The organism is Vagococcus proximus (assembly GCF_029143285.1).
In the GTDB taxonomy this organism is placed as follows: Bacteria; Bacillota; Bacilli; order Lactobacillales; family Vagococcaceae; genus Vagococcus_D; species Vagococcus_D proximus.
This window is the reverse complement of record NZ_JAPDSH010000007.1, coordinates 92163-115760: the sequence shown is the minus strand read 5'-3', so window position 1 is coordinate 115760 and position 23598 is coordinate 92163. Positions and strand designations below refer to the sequence as shown.

At 35.2% G+C, this 23598-nt stretch carries 20 protein-coding genes; 7 read left to right on the top strand and 13 right to left on the bottom strand.

The window, feature by feature from the left end:
• Positions 1-208 precede the first annotated feature (208 nt).
• Entirely contained in the window at positions 209-2092 is a 1884-nt protein-coding gene (locus tag OL233_RS09460; RefSeq protein WP_275472070.1) for a heavy metal translocating P-type ATPase, read from the top strand.
• 20 nt (positions 2093-2112) lie between these two features.
• On the opposite strand, the gene OL233_RS09455 is transcribed toward OL233_RS09460, so the two are convergent.
• Positions 2113-3129: an inorganic phosphate transporter gene (locus OL233_RS09455; protein ID WP_275472069.1), complete on the bottom strand. Its 1017-nt coding sequence runs from the start codon at positions 3127-3129 to the stop codon at positions 2113-2115.
• 206 nt (positions 3130-3335) lie between these two features.
• Between OL233_RS09455 and rpsT the strand changes: the two genes are divergently transcribed.
• Complete coding sequence (rpsT, locus tag OL233_RS09450; protein ID WP_126832579.1) at positions 3336-3590, top strand: 30S ribosomal protein S20; 255 nt, start codon at positions 3336-3338, stop codon at positions 3588-3590.
• A gap of 40 nt (positions 3591-3630) precedes the next feature.
• On the opposite strand, the gene holA is transcribed toward rpsT, so the two are convergent.
• The 6 genes from holA to OL233_RS09420 all read right to left on the bottom strand — a co-directional run bounded on the left by holA (position 3631) and on the right by OL233_RS09420 (position 9557).
• Positions 3631-4656 carry a DNA polymerase III subunit delta gene (holA, locus tag OL233_RS09445; protein WP_275472068.1) on the bottom strand — a complete coding sequence of 342 codons (1026 nt, stop codon included), beginning with the start codon at positions 4654-4656 and terminating at the stop codon, positions 3631-3633.
• A 77-nt stretch (positions 4657-4733) separates the two neighbouring features.
• On the bottom strand, positions 4734-7103 hold the full coding sequence (locus OL233_RS09440; protein WP_275472067.1) for a DNA internalization-related competence protein ComEC/Rec2: 2370 nt from the start codon (positions 7101-7103) through the stop codon (positions 4734-4736).
• On the bottom strand, positions 7063-7575 hold the full coding sequence (locus OL233_RS09435) for a ComE operon protein 2 (RefSeq protein WP_275472066.1): 513 nt from the start codon (positions 7573-7575) through the stop codon (positions 7063-7065). Before OL233_RS09435 ends, OL233_RS09440 begins: the two co-directional genes overlap by 41 nt.
• Before the next feature lie 99 nt (positions 7576-7674).
• Complete coding sequence (locus tag OL233_RS09430; RefSeq protein WP_275472065.1) at positions 7675-8349, bottom strand: helix-hairpin-helix domain-containing protein; 675 nt, start codon at positions 8347-8349, stop codon at positions 7675-7677.
• A 67-nt stretch (positions 8350-8416) separates the two neighbouring features.
• Positions 8417-9016 carry a DNA-directed RNA polymerase subunit delta gene (rpoE, locus tag OL233_RS09425; RefSeq protein WP_126832568.1) on the bottom strand — a complete coding sequence of 200 codons (600 nt, stop codon included), beginning with the start codon at positions 9014-9016 and terminating at the stop codon, positions 8417-8419.
• Between the two features lie 100 nt (positions 9017-9116).
• Entirely contained in the window at positions 9117-9557 is a 441-nt protein-coding gene (locus OL233_RS09420) for a YwiB family protein (RefSeq protein WP_275472064.1), read from the bottom strand.
• Between the two features lie 182 nt (positions 9558-9739).
• Between OL233_RS09420 and OL233_RS09415 the strand changes: the two genes are divergently transcribed.
• From OL233_RS09415 to OL233_RS09400, 4 genes are all read left to right on the top strand, one after another.
• Positions 9740-10594, top strand: coding sequence for a lipoate--protein ligase family protein (locus OL233_RS09415; RefSeq protein ID WP_275472063.1), 855 nt, complete (start codon positions 9740-9742; stop codon positions 10592-10594).
• Between the two features lie 4 nt (positions 10595-10598).
• Positions 10599-11975 carry an HD domain-containing protein gene (locus OL233_RS09410; protein WP_275472062.1) on the top strand — a complete coding sequence of 459 codons (1377 nt, stop codon included), beginning with the start codon at positions 10599-10601 and terminating at the stop codon, positions 11973-11975.
• A gap of 59 nt (positions 11976-12034) precedes the next feature.
• Positions 12035-12409: a lactoylglutathione lyase gene (gene gloA / locus OL233_RS09405; RefSeq protein ID WP_275472061.1), complete on the top strand. Its 375-nt coding sequence runs from the start codon at positions 12035-12037 to the stop codon at positions 12407-12409.
• Between the two features lie 129 nt (positions 12410-12538).
• A complete protein-coding gene (locus tag OL233_RS09400; protein ID WP_275472060.1) occupies positions 12539-13360 on the top strand; it encodes an NUDIX domain-containing protein in 822 nt (273 codons plus the stop codon).
• Between the two features lie 45 nt (positions 13361-13405).
• Here the strand turns inward: OL233_RS09400 and rlmN are convergent, their stop codons facing one another.
• Complete coding sequence (gene rlmN / locus OL233_RS09395; protein ID WP_126832556.1) at positions 13406-14482, bottom strand: dual-specificity RNA methyltransferase RlmN; 1077 nt, start codon at positions 14480-14482, stop codon at positions 13406-13408.
• Between the two features lie 77 nt (positions 14483-14559).
• Positions 14560-14985, bottom strand: a complete 426-nt coding sequence (locus OL233_RS09390) for a YrvL family regulatory protein (RefSeq protein WP_275472059.1) — start codon at positions 14983-14985, stop codon at positions 14560-14562.
• Between the two features lie 176 nt (positions 14986-15161).
• Here OL233_RS09390 and OL233_RS09385 point away from each other — a divergent pair, with 176 nt between their 5' ends.
• A complete protein-coding gene (locus OL233_RS09385) occupies positions 15162-17279 on the top strand; it encodes a cation:proton antiporter (RefSeq protein WP_275472058.1) in 2118 nt (705 codons plus the stop codon).
• A gap of 63 nt (positions 17280-17342) precedes the next feature.
• Here OL233_RS09385 and OL233_RS09380 read toward each other — a convergent pair whose 3' ends face one another.
• From OL233_RS09380 to OL233_RS09365, 4 genes are all read right to left on the bottom strand, one after another.
• A complete protein-coding gene (locus OL233_RS09380) occupies positions 17343-19751 on the bottom strand; it encodes an FtsK/SpoIIIE family DNA translocase (RefSeq protein ID WP_275472057.1) in 2409 nt (802 codons plus the stop codon).
• A 337-nt stretch (positions 19752-20088) separates the two neighbouring features.
• Positions 20089-20442: a hypothetical protein gene (locus OL233_RS09375; RefSeq protein WP_275472056.1), complete on the bottom strand. Its 354-nt coding sequence runs from the start codon at positions 20440-20442 to the stop codon at positions 20089-20091.
• A gap of 678 nt (positions 20443-21120) precedes the next feature.
• Complete coding sequence (locus tag OL233_RS09370) at positions 21121-23208, bottom strand: DNA topoisomerase 3 (protein ID WP_275472055.1); 2088 nt, start codon at positions 23206-23208, stop codon at positions 21121-21123.
• Positions 23129-23515, bottom strand: coding sequence for a DUF1033 family protein (locus tag OL233_RS09365; protein WP_275472054.1), 387 nt, complete (start codon positions 23513-23515; stop codon positions 23129-23131). The genes OL233_RS09370 and OL233_RS09365 overlap by 80 nt, the downstream gene beginning before the upstream one ends.
• Positions 23516-23598: the final 83 nt, after the last annotated feature.

The window sequence follows — 23598 nt, the reverse complement described above, 5'->3', positions numbered from 1 at the left end:
TTAATCTTTTTTATAATAATTCTAAATAACATGATAACGATTATCATTATCTTTTATGTAATGAAGAGTAGAAAAAGACTGATATAGTTGTCTTCTGTTTTAAAATACCTCTACTGATAAGGAGTATCATTATCAATTAGGGTTGATTTTACCCCTATTTTTCTCATAGTTTGTTATTCTAAAGATAGTAAAAAAGGAGTGACTATTAATGACAAAACTATCACATGAAAAACAAGTAATGATTTCCACTGCTCTTTGCGGTATTTTTATGATATTGGGCTGGATCCTAGATAAAAATAGTAATGCGATTGCTCCATTTATTTTTGTTACAGGTATGGTTATCGGCGGTTATTTTCAAACTAAAGAAGGTATTACAGAAACCATTGAAGAAAAACATCTAAGTGTCGATTTACTTATGGCACTGGCTGCAATTGGAGCTTGCTTAATTGGCTATTGGTTTGAAGGAATTATGTTAACTTTTATCTTTTCTCTTAGTGGCTCTTTAGAAGAATACACAACTAACAAAAGTAAGCGTGAAATATATAGCTTACTCGAAATGCAGCCAGAAAATGCGCTTCGACTCCTACCTGATCAAACTACCGAAGAGGTTGCTGTAGAAGATTTAGTTATTGGTGAAACGTTACTTGTACCAAAAGGGGCGAATATACCGATTGACGGTATGATTACAAAAGGAGAGGTCCTATGTGACGAAGCCTCTATTACAGGGGAGTCTTTACCTGTTGAAAAGTATTTAGGTGAAGATGTTTTCGCCGGAACAATAAACCTAGGTAATGCTTTTGAAATGACTGTTTCAAAAAATAGTTCGGATACTTTATTCAGTAAGATTGTTCAACTCGTTGAAGACGCACAAAATACACCGTCTAAAACATCAAGCTTTTTAGATCGTATTGAAAACACGTATGTTAAAGTTGTTTTATTAGCAGTTCCATTGATGATTTTAATTCCTTATTTTTTCCTTGGTTGGACTTGGAACGAAAGTTTTTACCGTGGTATGGTCTTACTTGTTGTTGCATCACCGTGTGCCTTAGTTGCCTCGGCCACGCCTGCTACACTAGCAGCAATATCTTCTGGTGCTAGGAATGGTGTTCTTTTTAAAGGCGGTGTCTTCCTAGAACAATTATCTGACTTGAAAGCGATCAGTTTTGATAAAACAGGAACTCTAACAAAAGGAAAACCTGTGATAACCGATGCTTTCTTTTTAAATGAAGGACAAGAAAAAGAGACGAGTTTAAATACACTTTTTGCTATGGAAAAAACAAGTACTCACCCACTAGCTCAAGCAGTAACTTCTTATTTTAGGAATGACGTAACAGAACAACTTCAAACTATTGAAATAAAAGATATGACAGGCTCAGGAATGTTGGGCATACAAGATCAATCGGAATGGCGTGTCGGTAATTTAGAATTCGCTACAACTCAGCCACTTCCACCTTCCCATATAAAAACCATTGAACAATTACAAGAAGAAGGAAAGACTGTCATATTTCTATCAAAAGATAATCAGATTACTGCATTCTTTGGACTATTAGATATTCCGAAAAAAGAAGCTATCTCAACTATTAAATACTTCCAAGAACAAGATATTAAAACGGTTATGATGACAGGTGATCATCCCAAAACAGCTCATGCTGTTGGGAAAATGCTTAATATTGATGAAATACATGCTAGCTGTACACCTGAAACAAAAACTGATTTAATCAAAGAACAATTAGAAACCTATGGTGTCAACGCAATGATTGGCGATGGTGTTAATGATGCTCCAGCCCTTGCAAATGCTTCTATAGGAGTCGCAATGGGTCAAGGGACTGATATTGCAATTGATGTTGCAGATGTTGTATTGATGCAAGATGACATCAGTAAACTTCAAATGGCACACCGATTATCAAAAAAACTAAAACGTATCGTGACACAAAATATTATTTTTTCTGTTAGTGTCATTTGTTTACTAATAATTTCAAATTTCTTTAAAATTATTAGCTTACCAATTGGTGTTATTGGTCACGAAGGAAGTACTATTTTAGTTATTCTCAACGGATTGAGACTATTACGCACACAAAAAACCACAGATTAAATTCTGTGGTTTTTATTTTACTAAAATACTAATAAAAATACTCGTGTTATAAAGTAAGCAATCGCCATACATCCCGGAAATGTTAAGACCCATGCCAAAATCATTTCTTTTGCTGTGCTCCATTTTACTGATGCAGTATCTCGGGCCGCACCAACTCCCATAATAGCAGTTGTTTTAGTTTGCGTCGTTGACATCGGAACACCAAACAATCCTGCACCTAAAAGGGCACCTGCCGCAGAGACATCAGCACTAAAACCTTGATAAGTGTCAATCTCAGCCATATCACCTAAATTCTCAATGATACGCATCCCACCAAAACTTACACCTAAACCAATTGTGACTGAACATAACACCATTACCCATATCGGAATCGTGAAGCCACCATTACCATTCATCTCTGCCAGACCATTGTAATATAGCCCTAACATAAAGACGCCCATAAATTTTTGACCATCTTGCATGCCATGCATAAAACTCATTAGCACGGCACCGAGAATTTGCCACCCTTTAAAGCGTTCGTTATTTTTCTTACTGGTAGGGTCTTTTACAAAACGTTGAATCAACCGAGTCATTAGCCACCCACCACCAAACCCAACAATAGTAGAAACTACTAAACCTATCCCAACCTTCAGCCACTCTGCCGAATTAACTGAACCAATCCCCCCTAATGCTAGGGCGCTTCCAGTTAAACCAGCAACTAAAGCATGACTTTCACTTGTGGGAATACCAAACCACCATGCCCCTAACGCCCATGTTACGATAGAAAAAAGTGATGCCATCAATGCTATGCGAGCCTGTGAGCCTGTTCCTTCATCAAACGTTACAATATTACTAATCGTTTCTGCTACCTCAGCATTAATAAATGTCATCGTGAGTGCCCCTAAAAAGCACATGACCGCCGCTATCAAAATAGCCGTCTTAGGTTTTAATGCCTTTGTTGAAATAGCTGTCGCAATACTATTCGGTGCATCTGTAAACCCATTTACAAAAATTACTCCCATTGTTAATATTAGCGTTACGATTAAAGCCGCATTCATCTCCATCACCTCATAATGTGTTATTTTATTTACCCTTATAATAACATAGCTTTAAAAAATATTAGAACAATAACCTATCTAGCGAACTGACACTAAAAGTGTATAAATAGTTGTTGCAAACTCGATAATCATTAGGTATAATTGTAACGTTGAGTTACGTTCGGCACCTGTTGAATGTAAATTTATAATCATCGGAGGTGAAATACATGCCAAATATTGAATCTGCTATCAAACGTGTACGTACAGCTGAAAAATCTAATGAGTTAAACTCTGGACAATTAAGCACTATGCGTACTGCAATCAAAAAATACGAACAAGCTTTAGAAGCTGGTGCGGCTAACACTGAAGAGTTATACAAAGTTGCTGCTCGTGCTATTGATATGGCTCAAACAAAAGGTCTTATCCATAAAAACAAAGCTGCTCGTGATAAATCACGTTTACACGCTAAATTAGCTAAATAATAAAAAAAACCTTAAGTTAATTAAGGTTTTTTTTATTGCACTATTTTGCTTTTCCAAACTTTAAAATAAACAATTCGAAGACAAGCTCTTTAGATAGTTGCCCTGTTTTCATCTTATAATCATTTTCTACTAGCTCACCTAAAATGCTCTTTAATTCTTCCAAATCGAATGCTTTAACCTGTTGAATTCCTTTTTTTATACGGAAAGGATGGCCTCCTATAACATCTAACATATTGCTCTGTTGATAACCATTTGCTTGCATAATTTTCAGTTGTAATAATAATCTGAACTGACCAATCAAAATACTATTAATCTTGATTGTTTCCTCCCCTTGTAATAAGAGGTCTTTATAAAGCATCAACGCTTTATCACTTTGTCCTGCTACAACATAGTTAATCATAGCAAAAATGTTATGCTCCAAAGATTTCGGTACAAGGTTTTCAACCATATCTTTAGTTATTTGTTTAGTATCTGAAGCAAATAAGAAAATCTTCGTCAACTCTCCCATAATCTTAGACAATTCCATATCTGTCAAATGTAGAAACAACTCAAAAGCTTCAGGAGAAATCTCATACCCCTCATTTTTAATAACTTGCTGTGTATAATTTTTTACATCACGTTCTTCCATTTTAGAAGCATCAATAAGTATCGCTTTCTTCTTCAAAAGCTTAACTATTTTTTTTCGTTCGTCTAACTTTTCATATGGTGCGTAGAAAACAAGAACAGTTGATAATGAAGGGTCTTCCAAATAAGTAATAAGCTCATCTGTATTGTGCTCTATCCCACTTTTATTCTTCTCACCGGTCAGGAAAAATGGGTTTTCCACGCCTACTAACCGATACTCTCCAAAAAATGGGATCGTATTAGCTTCTTCCAAAGCATAAGCTAAAGTAGTCTCTTTCATATCAAAACTTGCAGTATTTAATTCATCATCCTCTGTTTTTACAATCCTATCTAACAATGCTTGCTTAAACATATCACTTAGATAACGTTCCTCACCTAAGACTAAATAGATAGGTGCCAAATTACCTGCTTTTATTTTACTAATTTCTTGTTGTAAGCTCATTATTAATCACCCTCTATATTTATTCCCTTTTATCTCTTATTATCCTATCATTATCTCCTTGTTTTTCCTAGCCCCATTCACTCAATCACAGTATTTGGAAGTGAGAGTTTTGATGACCAACCGTTCCAATTAAAATAAATCATGCCCTCTTGATCTGTTCTGTAAACAGTAGCCCGTACCTTTTTTAAACCTGTTAATGTCTCTTGGTTAGGATGTCCAAATTTATTATTAAGACCACATGAAATAATTGCGACTTGTGGTCTAACTTGTTTCAGAAAAGCTGGACTACTTGAGGTTTTACTTCCATGATGTCCAACAGATAAAATATCAGCTTCAAGAGTCGGTTCAACTTTCATCAATCTATCTTCCCCTTCTTTTTCTAAATCTCCCATCAATAAAAATCGTTTATCTTTTACACGCATACTCATCACTAATGAATCATTGTTAGCCCCGTCACCAACGTCAATAGGATACAAACTTTTAAATCCTATCCCTCTAAATTCAGTTCGTACTCCCCTCATTATATTTTTCACTTCTACTTTATCTTTTATTAACTGCTGAACAACCTTAGAAAAGCCAACCTGATTAACTGCTCCTTTTGGAAATAACACCTGTTTAATAGGAATTACCTTATTTATCTCTAGTAAATTACCATAGTGATCCTCATGCCCATGAGTAATGAATGCTTTATCTACAGTTGTAACGCCCCTACTTTTTAAGAATGGAATAACAGTATAATTAGCCTGACTCTTTGCTCCATCATAGTAACGCCAATCATCAGCACCATACGTTCTTGTTAATTTTTCTCCCCCTGTATCAATGAGAACTGTTCCTTTATGAAAGGGTAAGTCCACAATTAAGCCAGACCCTTGCCCTACATCTACAAAGGCAACTTGGCCAATTGGATTAACCCACTTAAACATCGAAGGTAATAATACAATCATCACTAGCAATAATATAGAGCGTCCAACTCTTCTTTTCTCTAACCCCAACCAAATGAAAATCAAGAGTAGGGTTAGGAGATAAAGACCAATTGGTATCTTTCCAGTTACTATTTTTCCTATACTGACTCGACTAATAGAAGTAAATAAGTTATTTAAATTATCTAATCCCACTGTCGCTATGGTCAATATAATAGGTGGTAAATAAACAAAACTCATAATAAGAACAATAACTAACATTGGTAGTAATAGTGTGCTAAAAAAAGGTACCAATAGAAGTGTTAAAATAAACGCTGTTATATTCCATTCATAAAAAAAATAACTCAATGTCGGAATAGAAAATAAAGTTAAACAACTTGAAAAATAGACGTCCCTTAAGAATCTAGAGGGAAATTTAGCACATAGAGGATCCAGATAAATCATAAAAAAAGTCAACGTGAATGAAAAAATCCCCCCTACTTGCATCAAAATATACGGTGAATAAATCAGAAAGATGCCCATGGTCAACGCCCAACAATCTAACTGACTGAAGCCTAACTTAAATCTGTCATTACTTAAGCTTATCGTGCTATATCCAACGCTTCTTCCTACACTTGTAGCCGAACCTGAAATAATAAAAAAACAAAATAACATAACAAGTTCTAACCAATAAATATGCTCTTTTATTACCCCGCTCCTCAATGTTATGTATCTTAGTAGTCTTAAAAAAAAGAAAACATGTAAACCTGAAATACTAAAAAAATGAAGAATACCTAACTGACTCAACGCCTCCTGATTACGTTTGAATTCTTGATCTTTTAAACCTAAAAACAAACTTTTAACATACATCGCTACACTTTTCGTCAGATTCTTATCTATATGATGTGACAACCTACTCCTAATAATACTAAGGTAGTCTGATAAACTTCCAATATTTCCTTTGGTAACACTGAGTACTTGCTTTATTTTTACCTGTTGGTATATCTCGTGTTGATTTAAAAATTCCTTATAATCAAATGACCCTAAATTCCGTTTTCCTTTAGGCTCTATCAGGTCAGCTGTTACTTTTATGTTAATAAAGTCCGTTGTTTTTTTGAAAAACAACTGTTCATTTTCTGTTTTAACATAGTAAGAAATGGTATACTTTTGTTTTTTGTCAATAGACTGACCTTGCATTTGTACAGATTCACCGTTTACCTTTATCGAATTGGGATTAATCCTAAAGACCGACGTGATAGCACTCGCTTCTTTTGCTAGTGATTTGTTAACCGTACTTTTTTTTATAATCGAAAAGAATACAATAGTACTTATCACAATCGTCACTATACAAGCAAGTTGAACTATTGTATTTCGACTTAATAAAATACGTATAAAAAAAAGTAGCCCCACTGCAACTGCAATAAGACTACTTTTTAATACAATAAAGTTGACCAACACCATACACACGCAAGGAACTATAATATACCCTTTTAATTGACCTAATTGCTTAATCTTCTTTAAATAAATCGTTATTAAAGTTTTTAACAATATCTTCATTCCCAAATTGGATATCAGCAAAATATTTAGTTGATAGCTGAACCTTTTCAACCGTAACACCTGCTTGCTCAATCAATTTTATAGCATACTCATCATTACGATAGTCCGTTAAATAATGAATTTTTGTAATACCTGCTTGTAATATCATCTTTGTACACTGTAAGCACGGAAAATGGGTCACATAAAGTTCTGCCCCTTCTGTTGGAACACCAAATTTTGCACATTGTAGAATAGCATTCATCTCTGCATGAATTGTTCTGACACAATGATTATCTACAACATAACACCCTTCATCAATACAGTGGCTATCACCACTAACTGACCCATTGTAGCCCCCCGCTATAATACGTGTGTCTCTCACTATAGTTGCCCCTACAGCTAAACGCGAACATGTACTTCTAAGTGATAATAAAACACTCTGTGCCATAAAATATTGATCCCACGGAATTCGTTGAAACGTCACTATTCTCACCTATCCTTTTTAGTTTAATATCTCTATTGTAAAGCTTATCTAGGTGTACTGGCAACTTATATTCACTTAATCCAACCCTTTCTTTATAATTTAGACTGTCAATTCTTCTTTAAGTTTCTCAACTGTTTTTTCACCTATACCTGATACATTCTTCAAATCATCAACTGTTTTAAAACTTCCATTTTCCTCTCTGAATGTTAATATGGCCTCAGCTTTTTTTTCGCCGATACCTGATACTGTCTGTAATATTTCTTTTGTTGCCGTATTAATATTTACCTTTCCTCCACTTGCCTCACCTTCATCTTCTCCCTTCTTATTTTCTTGATTTTCAGATAGCGTTATTGGTATCTCTTCCCCTTTTTTAGGTATATAAATAACAGCTTGATCCGTTACAATTTTTGCAAAATTAACCTGTTTGTCATCTGCCTCTTTCAAAATTCCACCAGCTAACTCTACCAAATCATTCACGCGCATGTTATCTTCAATTTTGTAAATGCCTGGATGTTGTACAGCACTTTTAATGTCCGCATACAACGTCGTGGGGTGCTCTGTTTCAGTTGGCTCACTTTCCTCATTACTATCTTTAGTTGACTTTCCATCATCTTGCCATAGTGTTTCCTTAGTAACATCAACAGATATTGAGCCATTATCTAGATGGTGGACTAGCTTATATCCCATAAAAGATACTCCTAATAGTAAAAAAAAACTAACAATCCCTAGCCCTATTTTTTCTTTAACCAATAATCTATTAACTCGTTCAAACATCTTCCCTCCCCCTTTTAATAAAAGTACGCAAAAAAAGCCTAGCATTTTCAGCTAGGCTTTAAAACTTTTACTCTTCGTCTTCATCTGTATCGTCATAATCAATATCATCTTCATCAACGATAGTTAATTGATCTTCAATGTTTGTTTCTTCTTCATCGTCATCAGTGTCCGCACCAATTTCAGATAAATCTTTATTGTACTCTGCGATTTCTTCTTCTTCATCGTCTTCGTCATCAATGTAATCCGTATCGTCATCAGCAACTAAATCTGCATCTTCCGGATCATCATCGTTGTAGTCAATCGCATTTTCATCATTCATATCTAGGAATGCATTTACTTTTTTACGTTTTTTACGACGAGGAGCATCTTCATCTTCGTCTTCACCTAAGTGAGATACTTCTTCATCGATAGAGTCGATTGGGTACCATGAACGTAATCCCCAACGATTTTCTCCTAATGAGATAAAACTACCATCAATATTTAAATCTGTATAAAATTGTGGTAAGTTTTCACGGATTTCACTATCTGCTTTACCTAAATAATTTTGGATTTGGTTAACTAAATCAGAGAAGTCCATAACATCTCCACGTTGTTCTAAAATAGCATGTGCTACTTCAATCATTGATAATTCTTCTTTAATGACACCTTCAAAAGCTTTTATTTCCAAACGGCACACGTCCTTTCGTAGTCTACTCTTTATCATACAATAGTTTGAGGATAAAATGCAATTAAAACTTGTATTTTTATCCTATTTTAATGCGATTTTCTTATTTTGAAAAAACTAGGTTTAAATTATAATCGCCTACTTTTTCTTCATCTTGATATAATTCATAATCTACAACTAAAGTGCCGCTTGTTCCCTCATTTTCTACAGAACGTCTCATTGCAATTGTTTTTACCATTAACGGCATCATGCCATAAGGTGTCGCGTAATGTGTAATCGTTGGTTCTACTTCTGAAAAGACAAATTTCATGCGTTGACCTGCTGCCGTACGTGTTAGATGAACCATACCGTCACTTGCTAATTTAATTGTCACAGGGACTGTTAGTTGGTTACCTTCTACTTGATGTGTTTCTTCATACCGTAAGTAAGTATGTCCGCCTTTTTCTACTGAAAAGCCAGCCACATCAAAGTTATGTTTTTCTTCTGTTCCTTCTTGTACGACTGTTGTTGCTAGTTTTATGTTAATCGGGTTTCCATTTTTCATAGTTGTCATCCTCTACTTTTTTCTTCTTTCTTATCTTATAGTCTTTTGCCAATAGTTTCAAGTTTTCTTATTTTAATTCTCTAAAGCCAGATAGTCACATTTCCTTTTAAAATCGTATATAATAGGAAAAGAGATAAAATAAATCAACACTTACTTTCAATGAAAGACGAGGTTAATACCCCATGATACTAACACAACCATCCAATCTTATTTTATTGGACCAACCACATGATAACCTTTTAGGAGCACTTGCCCCATTTGCGGCTACTGATTTATTTATCAGACAAGCCGATAAATTACACCATTCTTTTATTCACTTTTGGCAAACCAACCCTACTGTAATTTTAGGGATGAAAGATACCAGACTTCCTTTTTTAAAAGAGGGACTAACAGTCTTTAAAGAAGCTGACTATAATTTTTTAGCACGTAACTCTGGTGGGCTAGCTGTCGTATCAGATGATGGCATCCTAAACTTTTCATTTATCATTCCTAATGATCCTGATAATAAGAAAAGTGTGCCCGATGCGTACGAGATGATGAAAGAAATTATTTCAATTGCATTCTCTGATTTCAAACAACCCATTGAAGCCAAAGAAATTGCTCAATCTTATTGTCCCGGAGACTACGATTTGAGTATTGGTGACAAGAAATTTGCGGGTATCTCACAGCGTCGTATCGGAAATGGTATTGCTGTTATGATCTATTTAAGCGTCTCAGGTCCTCAATCCGACCGCGGAGAACTAGTTAAACATTTTTATAAAAAAGGGTTAAAAGAAGACTTCGGTACAAATGGCTATCCCGACTTAGACCCCAGCTCAATGGCTACATTGTCTGATTTATTTCAAACTGACTTAACCACTGACGATGTCAAAGCCCGTCTAATTGCAGCGAGCGAGTTTATTTTTAAAGCAAATGTTGCGCCTTATTCATTCCAAGCTTATCTAGATGAAACAAATACGTACGACGACTTTCAAAAATTTGTCGCCAACATGCAAAAAAGAAATTTACCTATTACAGAACTAATGGAAGGAAATTAACACTATGATGACACCTTATAAGGAGCAGCGTTTACCGATTGAAAAAGTCTTTCGGGATCCTGTACATGATGACATTCACGTTAGCCATCAAGTTGTTCTTGACCTAATCAACTCAAAAGAATTCCAACGACTACGTCGAATTAAACAACTGGGAACAACTTCTCTGACCTTCCACGGCGGTGAACACAGTCGTTTCGGACACTCTTTGGGCGTTTATGAAATCACACAACAAATCTGTGACCTCTTTGAACAAAACTATTCTATTGAAAAAGACCCTGAAAATGGGTGGGATGATGCTGAACGACTTGTCACATTATGTGCTGCTCTACTTCATGATGTTGGACATGGACCTTACTCTCATACTTTTGAAGGAATATTTGATACTAACCATGAAGATATCACGGTACAAATTTTAACATCACCAGAAACTGAAATTTTTCAAATCCTTAATAAAGTAGAAGAAGGGTTTCCTGAAAAAGTAGCCAGTGTGATTCAGAAGACCTATCCTAATCCACAAGTTGTACAGATGATTTCTAGTCAAATTGATGCAGATCGGATGGATTATCTATTACGCGATGCTTATTTTACTGGTATTCAATACGGCACCTTTGATTTAACGCGTATCTTACGTATTATTCGGCCTTATAAAAACGGCATTACCTTCCTGGCTAATGGGATGCATTCCGTTGAGGATTATATTGTGAGCCGTTATCAAATGTATATGCAAGTTTATTTTCACCCTGTTTCTAGGGGCATGGAAATTATTTTAGATCATCTCTTAAAGCGTGGTACTTATTTACACGAACATGATCACACTTACCACCAAAAACAAGCCGGTCTTCTCGTTCCTTTTTTTGAAAACAACTATACTTTGGAAGATTATTTAAAATTAGATGACGGTGTACTAAACACTTACTTTACAATGTGGTTGGACGATAGTGACCCTATTCTCAGCGACTTAGCTGCTCGTTTTTTGAATAGGAAACCATTAAAATCAGTACGGACTAATCCTGAACAGGACAAACACCTTTTAACAGAAATGACTCGTTTAATTGAAACTGTAGGCTTTAATTCAAAATCATACACAGCCGTTAACACTAGCTACGACTTACCTTATGATTTTTATCGACCGAATCAAACTAAAAATCGCACTCAGATTGAACTGATGCAAAAGGATGGTTCTCTAGTAGAATTATCAAAAGCTAGTGCCTTAGTTGCTGCCTTAGCAGGACAGACCCACGGAGATGAGCGTTTCTTCTTCCCTAAAGAAATGTTAGATGATTCTGGAAGTTCTTTATTTTCAGACAGTCTTAAAGACTTTCAAGCTCACCTTTTAAATGGACAAGTCGTAGTACCTTCTAAGCATCAGACTGAAAACTAGAGGCTTCACTTTTTCTATGCTACAATTATCTTACGCTAAACATGAAAGGATGATACATTATGAAAATGGCACACACATGCGTGCGCGTTAAAGATTTAGAAGCATCCGTTAAATTTTACCAAGATGCTTTTGATTTTGAAGAAACAAACCGTCGTGATTTCCTAGAACACAAATTCACCTTAGTTTACCTAACATTACCTGGTGATGATTACGAATTAGAGTTAACTTATAATTATGGACATGAAGGCTATGATTTAGGAAATGGTTACGGTCATATTGCCATCGCCTCTGAAGATTTAGAAGGCCTACATGCTAAGCATAAAGCGGCTGGCTTTGACGTTACTGACTTAAAAGCACTCCCTGGCGTTCCACCATCATATTACTTTATCGTGGACCCTGATGGTTATAAAATCGAAGTCATTCGCTACAAATAAAAATAAGACCTTAAAGGTCTTATTTTTTTGTCCATTTTATTACGCGGATTATCGTCTTAAAGGAGTTTAACCGACTACAGTTTTCTGTTACAATGATACTAACTATTAAACGAAAGGATGGTTGTCTTTATGAAAGACTTTCCTTCTAAAGAAGCGGAAAAACACTACTACGAAAGTCAAGCGACCGAAGAAGAGTTCTTAACTTGGTACGCTGAACAAGATTTACCGACATACGACACACCATCTGTTACGATCGACAATGTCTTACTTTGTTATAACCGTAAAGATGATGAACTGAAAATTTTACTTATCCAACGTAACACCCATCCTTACCAATACTCATGGGCACTTCCCGGAGGCTTTGTAGAACGCGGCGAATCTACTGAAGAAAGTTGCATCAGAGAAACACAAGAAGAGACTGGTGTCGCTATTACTCATGAAAACATCGAACAACTTCACACCTTTAGTACCCCGAATCGTGACCCACGTGGCTGGGTTATTACAGTAAGTTACCTTGCTTTTATTGGTGAAGAGCCATTATTTGCTGGTGACGATGCTAAAGCGGCTAAATGGTTTACCTTCAAACGTGAAGATAATTTATTGAAACTTGAAAATGATGAACATGATGCCATTGTTTTAGATTTAGAAACTAACCAATCTATCGGTAAAGAGACCTTAGCCTTTGACCATGATCAAATTATTTTAAAGGCTTTCAACCGTGTTTTAAACAAAATGTATCATGAACCTAAAGTTTTACAAGTTCTGGGTGATGATTTCTCAGTAGCAGAAGCTCGCAAAGTATTTGCTAAATTTTTAGGCCTTGATTTTAAAGCGATTGACCATTCAAACTTTAAAAAAGCTTTGCTTCCACACTTAGAAGAAATCGGTCAACGAGCCACTGGGATTGGACGACCATCTAAGATTTATCGTTTAAAACCTTTAGCTGAATAAACAAAAAACTTCAACCATGATATGATGGTTGAAGTTTTTTTATTCTTATGAACGTTTTGGACGTTCTTTTTTCTTAATTTGTTTACTACGTAATTGACCACAAGCCGCATCAATATCCGTTCCTTGTTCTTTACGAACGACACAGTTAACACCTTTTTTATTTAAGATATCATAGAAAGCCATCACGTCTTCACGTGTACTACGGCTGTATTGATCGTGCTCACTTACTGGATTATAAGGAATTAAGTTAACATACGTTAATTTCTTCTTATCTTTTAACAACTCAGCTAGTTGACGTGCATGCTCTGGTCGATCATTTACATTAGATAACATGATGTATTCAAATGTAATACGACGGTTTGTTTTTTCCAAATAATAATCTACAGCATCCATTAATTTCTCAACAGGGTTACTGCGGTTAATACGCATAATTGATGTTCTAACCTCATTGTTTGGTGCATGTAATGAAATCGCTAAATTAACTTGCAAGCCATTATCTGCGAAATCATAAATTTTAGGAATTAGACCACTTGTAGAAACTGTCATATGACGCGCTCCAATACCTAGTCCATTTTTATCATTCACAATGTATAGGAAGTCAATCACATTGTCATAGTTATCAAATGGTTCACCGATACCCATTACAACAATGTGACTCACACGTTCACCGTCTCCACGTTCATCTAAGAAGAATTGAACTTGCATAATTTGTGCAACAATTTCACCTGCTGATAAATCACGTTGTTTTGTTAATAACCCACTGGCACAGAATGTACAGCCAATATTACACCCAACTTGTGTTGTGACACAAACAGATAAGCCATATTCGTGGCGCATTAATACCGTTTCAATCATATTTTTATCTTCTAGTTGGAATAGGTACTTAATCGTACCGTCCTTTGATTCTTGAACCACTACTTGATTAAGTGGACTCATATCAAAATTTTCAGTTAATAAATCAATTGTTTTTTTAGATAAATTACTCATCTCTTCGAATGTGCGGACACGTTTTATATACAACCAATCCCACACCTGTGTTGCTCTAAATTTCTTTTCTCCATGCTCTTCAAACCATGCTTTTAGGTTGTCTTGAGTCATACCATATATCGACTGCTTCGTCATGCTGTTTCCTCATTTCTGTTTCGTCTCTCTTTGATACTATAGCGTAAATTAAATAGCTTGGCAATGACTATGTTCACTTACGATTCCACATGAACCCATTCGCCTTCTTTTTTTTCAATCAACACGGTTAAAACAGTTCCACATGTTGCAAACAAAATAGCTGTTGCATCAGGGACGACAATGCTTGTCATTAAACTATCTAACACCTTCAACACTAGGATTTCTAATAAAAAATCACTGACAATAAAAAAGAAAAAGCCTTTGTTAACGGGTACTTGAAATGCCCGACAACTCGCTCTAATTGTAACATCTAGAATAGCATCAAGTGTCCATGTTATAGCTATATATAGTAAAAGAAACCCAATTAAACTCATCGTTGAAACAGTTTGAATTCCTAATAGTTTTAATAATCCCCCAATTGCGCCAACAAGAAGCATACCAAAAATTGCGATAATAAACACTATAAGTACTATTCCTAGCCCACCCTTTAGTTTATTCTTCATTCGTCTCCCTACTTTCTCTCCATCCTATAGTATCCCTAATTCTATAAATAAAGACAAGTCTTTTTTTACATCGCTATAAGTTTTTACTAATGATTAAAACTTTTGTATTTATTTTTAGTTATCTTATAATTTTTTTGCTATAATAATAGAAGAAACTTATTAGAGAGGTGATGTGTATGACCGTTTTAATCGCAAGTATCTTAATGATAGTACTTGTCGTAATTTCTAATATCATTAGTCACTATTTAGTATCCATCCCAACTGCTTTAATAGAAATCGCAGTGGGATTGATTGTAGCCTTAGTTTTTGATCTAAATATTAATTTAGAGGCCGATTGGTTTATGCTCTTATTTGTTGCCCCCTTACTGTTTAATGATGGGAAAATGTTCCCTAAAAATGAATTATGGGACTTAAAGGCTCCAATTTTTGCTTACGCTATTTGGCTCGTACTTTTAACAACTGTTATAGGTGGTTACTTTATTCACTGGCTTATTCCAGATGTTCCGCTCGCGCTGGCTATGGCTCTTGTTGCCGTTCTATCACCGACAGATCCCGTCGCTGTTCACGGTATTGCGGAACAAATTAAACTTCCTAAAAAGATTCTCAGCTTAATTAGTGGCGAAAGTTTAATTAATGATGCTAGTGGTTTAATCGCCTTCAAATATGCTCTGGCCGCCTTTATGACTGGCCAATTTTCATTAACACAGGCAACAGGTGATTTTCTTTATATGTCACTTGTAGGTGTACTTATCGGTATCGTATCTATATCGATTATTCACTTTATTCGATTATTCCTCGTACAACAGGGAATACAAGATGCTATTCTTCATACAACTATTCAAGTTTTAACACCATTTATTATCTACATTTTAGCTGATGAAGTAGCCGGTGCTTCTGGTGTTATTGCCGTCGTATCAGCAGGCGTTCTTTCTATTAATCAAAGTCCGATCTTCAGAAGTCAACATTCGGAAGCGAGACTTATCACGAATAAAATGTGGGATATGTTAGTTTACTTATTGAACGGTCTAGTGTTTGTTCTACTAGGAATAGAGCTTCCAATTGCGATGAGAGAAACCATTGTTAATCCTTCTATCCACAACGGAACACTCCTGTTCTACATTATAAGTATCTGGTTTGTCTTACTTATTGTTCGCGTGGTGTGGTCTTACATTTACTTATGGTTAACTTACCTTAGAAAAAATGATGATAAATTAACACCCCCTTCATTTAACACCGCTCTTATGACAGGTATTACGGGTGTACGGGGCGCTGTAACAATGGCCTCTATCATGTCTATGCCGTTCTTTTTAGCAGATGGTACGCCATTTATTGAACGCTCACTTATTGTCACGCTTGCTTGTGGTGTTGTCTTAACCAGTTTATTGGTTGCAACAATCACCCTACCTATCTTGACAAAAAAACGTCAGCGCCTGCCACTTGTCGGAAATGATCCTTCAAGTAATGAAGCATTAGTTAATGCTACGCAACCTTCTTCTGTTACAAAATTAACAGAACTAGAGGCTCGTCAAGAAATGGTCCGCGATGCGATTACTATTCTAAAACAAGAATCAGAACATTCGGAAAACTACTTAATCTTAACTGACTTAATTCAAGAATTTGAATCTCGTTTACGTCACTTATACCGTGAACAAAATGATGAACAAACTAACCGTTTGTACGCCAAACTTGAAAAAACAGTCCAAGATATTGCGATTAAAGGGGAAAAAGATGGCATTCAAAAATCTGTTGATTCAGGTGAAGTGTCAGAAGTTGTCGCTCGTCGATATAAGAAAATTGTTGAAACCAAACGTGTCGCTTTCGAACCAGGTTTGCTTAATTCTTTAAAACGCTTATTCTTTGTACTAAGAAAACAAAGTAATATTGCCTTCTGGCGTTTAAAGTCTGCCCAACACCAAGATGACACTATTTTAGGTGACACAGCCATTGTTAAATTAGAAAAACAAAGTACCGTCGGCGCAATTAGTGTGTTAAAGGCTTACAAAGCTGAATTAGATCCTGAATGTGAGGCTTATGATTTACATAAACATATTGTGAATCAAAAACTTTATGAGTATTTAAATAAACTACATCGTATTAAAAATCTAAGCAATCAATCTCGTACCGACTATCAAAAGATTGTTCAAGAATTTCATATGAAAGCTCTTGATGCCGAACGAGAAACTGTTCAACATCTCTATCAAAAAGGTCAGATTACGTTAAGTATGGCGAATCATTTACGACAATCCTTGAATTATTATGAAAGCTCCATTCTACAAAGTCGAGCTGAACACTAAAAAAAACACTTAAATCTCATTTCAAACCATTGACGGTTTGACTAGATTTAAGTGTTTTATTTTTTAAAAGGGTAAATCATTTGGCGAAATCGTATCATCTGACTCTTCTTCTGGTAAAGAAGACGGCGGTCCCATTAAGACTTTACGTCCCTTACTTCCTTCTGACGGCCCTACAACTCCGTTCTCTTCCATTTGATCTATTAGACGTGCTGCTCGGTTATAACCGACTCTAAATCGTCTCTGAATGAGTGAGGCACTTGCTTTCCCTTCGAACGCTACAAACTTAACTGCCTCATCATATAAATCATCTACTTCCGAATCTGGTCCACTTCCTTTTTCAGGTTCATCAGTCGGCATCATATCCTCACGGTAATCAGCACCTTGTTGCTCTGTCACAAATTTAACTAAATCCTCTACTTCCGAATCAGAAATAAACGCACCTTGAACACGCGTTGGTTTATTTTGACCCATTGGCATAAATAACATATCTCCACGGCCTAATAATTTTTCAGCACCCGTTGTATCAATGATCGTTCGTGAATCAATCCCACTTGATACGGCAAAGGCAATACGAGAAGGAACATTCGCTTTAATAATCCCCGTAATAACATCCACACTCGGACGTTGTGTTGCTAATATCATGTGAATCCCTGCGGCACGAGCCATTTGGGCCAAGCGTATAATAGCATCTTCTACTTCATTGCTTGCGACCATCATCAAGTCTGCTAATTCATCTACAATAACAACAATAAAAGGTAGAATAGGACGATTAACGCCTTCAAGTGTGTTATTTTTTTGAACCATTTGATTGTAACCTGTAATATTTCTAACACCACTTGCTGCAAATAGTTCGTAACGTTTTTCCATCTCTGCTACTACTTTATGAAGAGCTTGAGAGGCTTTACGAGGATTAGTTACAACAGGGGTTAATAAATGAGGAATCCCATTATAGACGTTTAATTCTACCATTTTAGGATCAATCATCATCATTTTAACTTCATGTGGTTTTGCACGCATTAAAATACTTGTGATAATACCGTTAATACATACGGACTTCCCACTCCCTGTCGAACCAGCGATTAACATATGAGGCATTTTAGCCAAATCAGCTGAAATGACTGACCCAGAAATATCACGCCCTAATGGTACTTCTAATAAATTATCTGGATTTTTAGGTTGTGCTTCAATAATATCTCTAAATGAAACAGTACTGACTGTATTATTTGGTACCTCTATCCCAATTAATGATTTACCTGGGATTGGTGCTTCCATACGAATATCTTTTGCAGCTAAGGCTAAGGCTAAATCATCAGTAAGACCAACAATTTTACTTACCTTCACACCAACTGCTGGTTGAATTTCATATTTTGTAACCGATGGTCCTAAGCTTGCTCTAACTACTTTGGCATCGACACCAAAACTATCAAAAGTCTGCTCTAAAACCTCTACATTGCGTTCAATTGATTTGTATTCTTCGCTTTGATCCGTCAAAGGTATTTCATTTAATAATGTAGACGGCGGTAAGATATAATCTGTATTTTCTGTTTCTTGAGGGATATCAAATTCTAAATCCTCACCATTATCTTCATCGTCCACCTCTACTTTAGTTGCTTTAGCTGGTTCAGGTTTCTTAATTGACGACTCTTGGTACTGACTTTGATACGTGTCAATGGCGACAGGTACTGGCTCTGGTTCTACTTGTGGTTCAAATACAGGTGCCACTTTAGGTTCTGGTTGGCTATTTACCTTCCCAGCTTTACGTTCTGATTTCTTTTCTTTTTCTGCTTTTTCTAAAGCTAAAGCGCGTTTTTTCTCACGTTCCTCACGTCTATTCGCTTTTAATTCTTTTCTTGTTTCAGCTGATGCACTTAACTTTTTTGTCATACTTTCTGTACGACTCTTGAAAAAATCAAAGATTTCAAAACCTGAAACACCTACAGCAACACAAATACCAGCAAACATTAGAAGTCCTGCTACAACATATGAACCTGCTTGTGAGACTAAGAAATGTGCACCACTATATAAAGCCCCTCCGATTAAACCACCACCAACCGGTTGTGAAATTAAACCACCACGTAAATCTGTCCATAAATTATGCCACGTTACATTCATAATTTGAATATCTAATTTCACAAAATCACGGAATAATATAGCATGTAACATTAGAAGCAATCCAAAATAAAATAAAGTAGTCCCTCCGATATATTTTGTTTTACCAAATGAAAAATTAGGGCCCATAAAAATTAAAAGAACACCCATTAAAATAAATAAAATTGCTAAAATCGGAAAAGTTACACCGACAAACATTCTAAAAATATTTGCAAATAATATACCAAGGAATCCTAATTTAAATAGGCCTAATATACCGCATATACTAATAATTAATCCTGCAACAACATAATACATTCTCTCTTGTTGTGCTTGCTGTTTCTTTGTCATCTTTTTAGGACGACTCTTTTTCTTTTGTGCCATGTCGTTCCTCCTTTAAGTCCTATCCATTATACTATAAAAATCAACGTCTACAAAGTCGATATAAATAAAAAGCCCTATCGAGCCACAATAATGTGACAGAACTGACACTTAGATTGATACAACTATAAAAATAGCCCGTTGAATTTATGTAAAATGAATTCAACGGGCTATTTTTACTATGAAAAAGAATTACTTATCCACTTAAAGTAAAAGAAAATGATTTATTTTTTATAAAACCAGTGGACACTTCTAAATATCTCTAATGACCGATATAAAAAAACTTAATCTCATTTTAAAAGAATCGACAAAATGAGGTTAAGTTTTTTTGAAAATTATTTTAAAAAAATGACTTTATCAAGGTTAACATCGGAAAAATAACCAACAATTTAGTCCATGTACTATTTTTTATAAAGAAGAAAGTACTGATATTATTAAGCTTATATTCTTTACCATTCTCATCAGTAACAATTTTAATAGCTTCATTTTTGATAAAATATTTAGTAAATAAAAAATTGATTAAGGCTGGAGAAAATACTGTTAAAATAGCTAACATTCCTATTAAGCGTTGTTGAATAGATCCAACTGGATAGTTTTCTGAAATACCGAACCCTGCCAAAGCAATCAATGGAACATATCCTAATATAATAGCTACGGGTACGAGAAATCCCTTGTTTTTCCAAATAAATAACATAAAAATCACCCCTTTTATAAAAAAATTATAACATAAAAATTAGGCAAAGAAATATCATTTTCTACTCCAGATAAAAAAGGTCAGCTTTTGACAAATAAATTCTACACTAACAGTTAGATTGGCTTCACGGTTAATTTAATAGCCTTTTAATAATTCTTCTACTACCTCTTTTGGATTTTTTAACCGCACATGATTAATTTTGTCCGCCCATAACAATCGTTCTTTACTTAGTTTAATAACTGTTGAAACGCTACTTTAAGAAGTCGATAATCTATTTCCCTTGGCTATATTTCGTTACAAATTATCTAAATCTAAAAAATTCATTACTGATAAAATATTAAATTCTCTCAATTTTTATACTTTTTTTAACTTCAGTTATAACATCCTCTTTCTTCAGGAAATTAGCATAACCATAAATTTCTTAAATGGGCTTGTCCCATTTGTTGAAAATCTTATAATTGTTTTTTTACATCCTTTTATAACTGCTTTTAGGATGCATCGACATACATATCAATACTGATCAAATTTAATATTATACAAAAAAACAGTTTTACCTAAAATGGTAAAACTGCCTAATTATTAACTATAAAGATAAGATTTTAATTATCCATAGCATTTGACATACAACCTATGGATCAGTTCTGTCACAATAATGTGACAGATAGGACTTTCTGATTATTAGTTATCTTTCATAGCAGCTTTTAAAGCAAGTGCTAACGGACTTTCTTCTGGTTCTGCCTGTTGATTCTGACTATATTTCTTCAATAATTTTTTTTCTTCATGCTTCGTCATTTTCTTCTTACGTTCTTTACCAGACGCTACTTTTTCAGTAATGACACAATACTTACACTTGAAGAATTGACCATTTTTACCTTCATGTATTTCCATCTTCTTATGGCATTGTGGACAACGACGATTTGATACTTTAGGATCTTTACGACGACGGTACTTACATGTTTCACCTGTACACACATAAACCTTACCATCACGCGTATTTTTTTCTCGTAAAGCCGAGCCACAATCAGGACACTCTTTTGATGTTAAAGAAAAATCAGTGTACGTTGCTTCACTATATTTAATTTCTTTAACCAATTGTTCTGTCTCTTGGGCAATTTCTTTGATAAAGACTTGACTATTACGTTTTCCTTGAGCAATCTCTTCTAGCTCTTTTTCCCATTTTTCTGTTAAATCAGGGGTGACTAGAGACGGATTGACTAATTTTAATAATTGTTTTCCTTTAGGTGTCACATTTAGCTTATTCGTCTTACGCTCCATCAATTCTGATTTAATCAATTTTTCTATAATTTCAGCACGAGTAGCAGGTGTTCCTAACTGATGTTTCTCCATTTGACCAAGTAACGTGCCTTCAGATAAAGCATTAGGAGGTGTTGTTACTTCTTTGTTAAATTGATAATTTGCCGGAATAGTTTGACCTTCAGAAAAAGCGACTTCCTTTTTAACTGTACTTTTATCGTCACGTTTCCAACCTTGTGTTTTAATTTTAGTTTGTCTGAATAAGAATAAATCAGAGCCTACTTTAACTTCTACCGTTTGATTCTCACTAACATGAGCCTCTGAGAATAAACCTAAGAAACGAGTTGTAATCATTTGGTAAATTTTTTGTTCATCATTATCCATTTTTTCCGCACGAGGTGTTTGCTCGGTTGGAATTAAGGCATGGTGATCTGTTACTTTGCTATCTTGGAATACTTTAGTAACCGTTACCCTAGCTCCTTGTCTGATAGCCGCTTTGGCTTCTTGTGGATAATAACTCGCAACAGCTTGAAGACGTTCTTTCATCGTCTCTTTCATATCCTGTGTTAAATACTTAGAATCTGTTCTAGGGTAAGTGACCACTTTGTGTACCTCATACAAACTTTGAACTAATCCTAATGTTTTTTTAGCAGAAAAACCATAGCGTTGATTGGCTTCACGCTGTAATTCAGTCAAATCAAATGGCAATGGTGCTGTTTCAACTTTTTCTTTAGTCTTAACAGACGTAACCTTACCGCTCTTTAAACTCTCTCTTGTTACATAGCTTTCTATTTCTTCTCGTGTTTTAAACTGGCGTGGATTTTTTAATTGAAGACGGCCTGCTAAGCCTTGATACATCAAATCTACCGTAAAGAAATTCTCAGCCCTAAAACTTTCAATTTTTTGTTCTTGTTTTCTTACAAGAGCCAGCGTTGGTGTTTGAACGCGTCCAGCTGATAAATTATCATCATACTTAACGGTTAAAGCACGTGTTACATTTAATCCAACTAACCAATCAGCTTCTGCTCTTGCTAAAGCTGATTGATATAAATTATCATAATTTTTACTTGGTTCTAATTTGGCAAATCCAGCCTTAATCGCTTTAGGTGTCTGTGACGAAATCCATAAACGTTTGACTGGTTTGTTGAATCTTACATATTCTAAAATCCAACGTGCGACAAGTTCTCCTTCACGCCCAGCATCAGTCGCGATAACGGCTTCTTTAATATCTTTTCGTTTAGCCAGTTGACTGATTGCTTTCAATTGTCCACCTGTTTTAGGTAGAGGTTTAATGCCTGTTTTTTTAGGAATCATAGGTAAACTCTCCATGTTCCATTGTGCCCAGTCTTTATTGTAATCTTCTGGCATTTTTAAACCTAATAAATGTCCTAATGCCCATGTAATGACAACATTAGGTCCTTCAATATAACTCTTACTCTTCTGAGTTGCTCCCAATACTTTGGCCAGGTCTCTTGCAACACTTGGCTTTTCTGCGATAATTAACTGTTTCATTCTGATCCTTTCCATCTTCTGAAAGTTTTTTACACTCTTTCAGAAGCATAAGCCCTTTGTAAAGTTGAAGGTCTTCGTCGCAATCCTCACAATAACGAAGTTCTCCTTCATTCCAAAACGCCACTAAATAGTCTTCTTTATCCCTAATCATACTATACTCACGATGATAGTGGGTAAATTTTTTCAAATAACATTCTTTAGCTTCTTCGAGTGTCTCAAACACTTCTTCTTCAACAATATCCAGTTCCCAATCTTCAAAAAACCACCACGGTTCATTTTCTCCATAGATCGATATCACTTGATACATATATAACACCCCATTAACTAACTTTTATCAATAAACCTAGTTTAATTGCTTTTTTAGGATACTGCAACTTATTGATTTGTGTT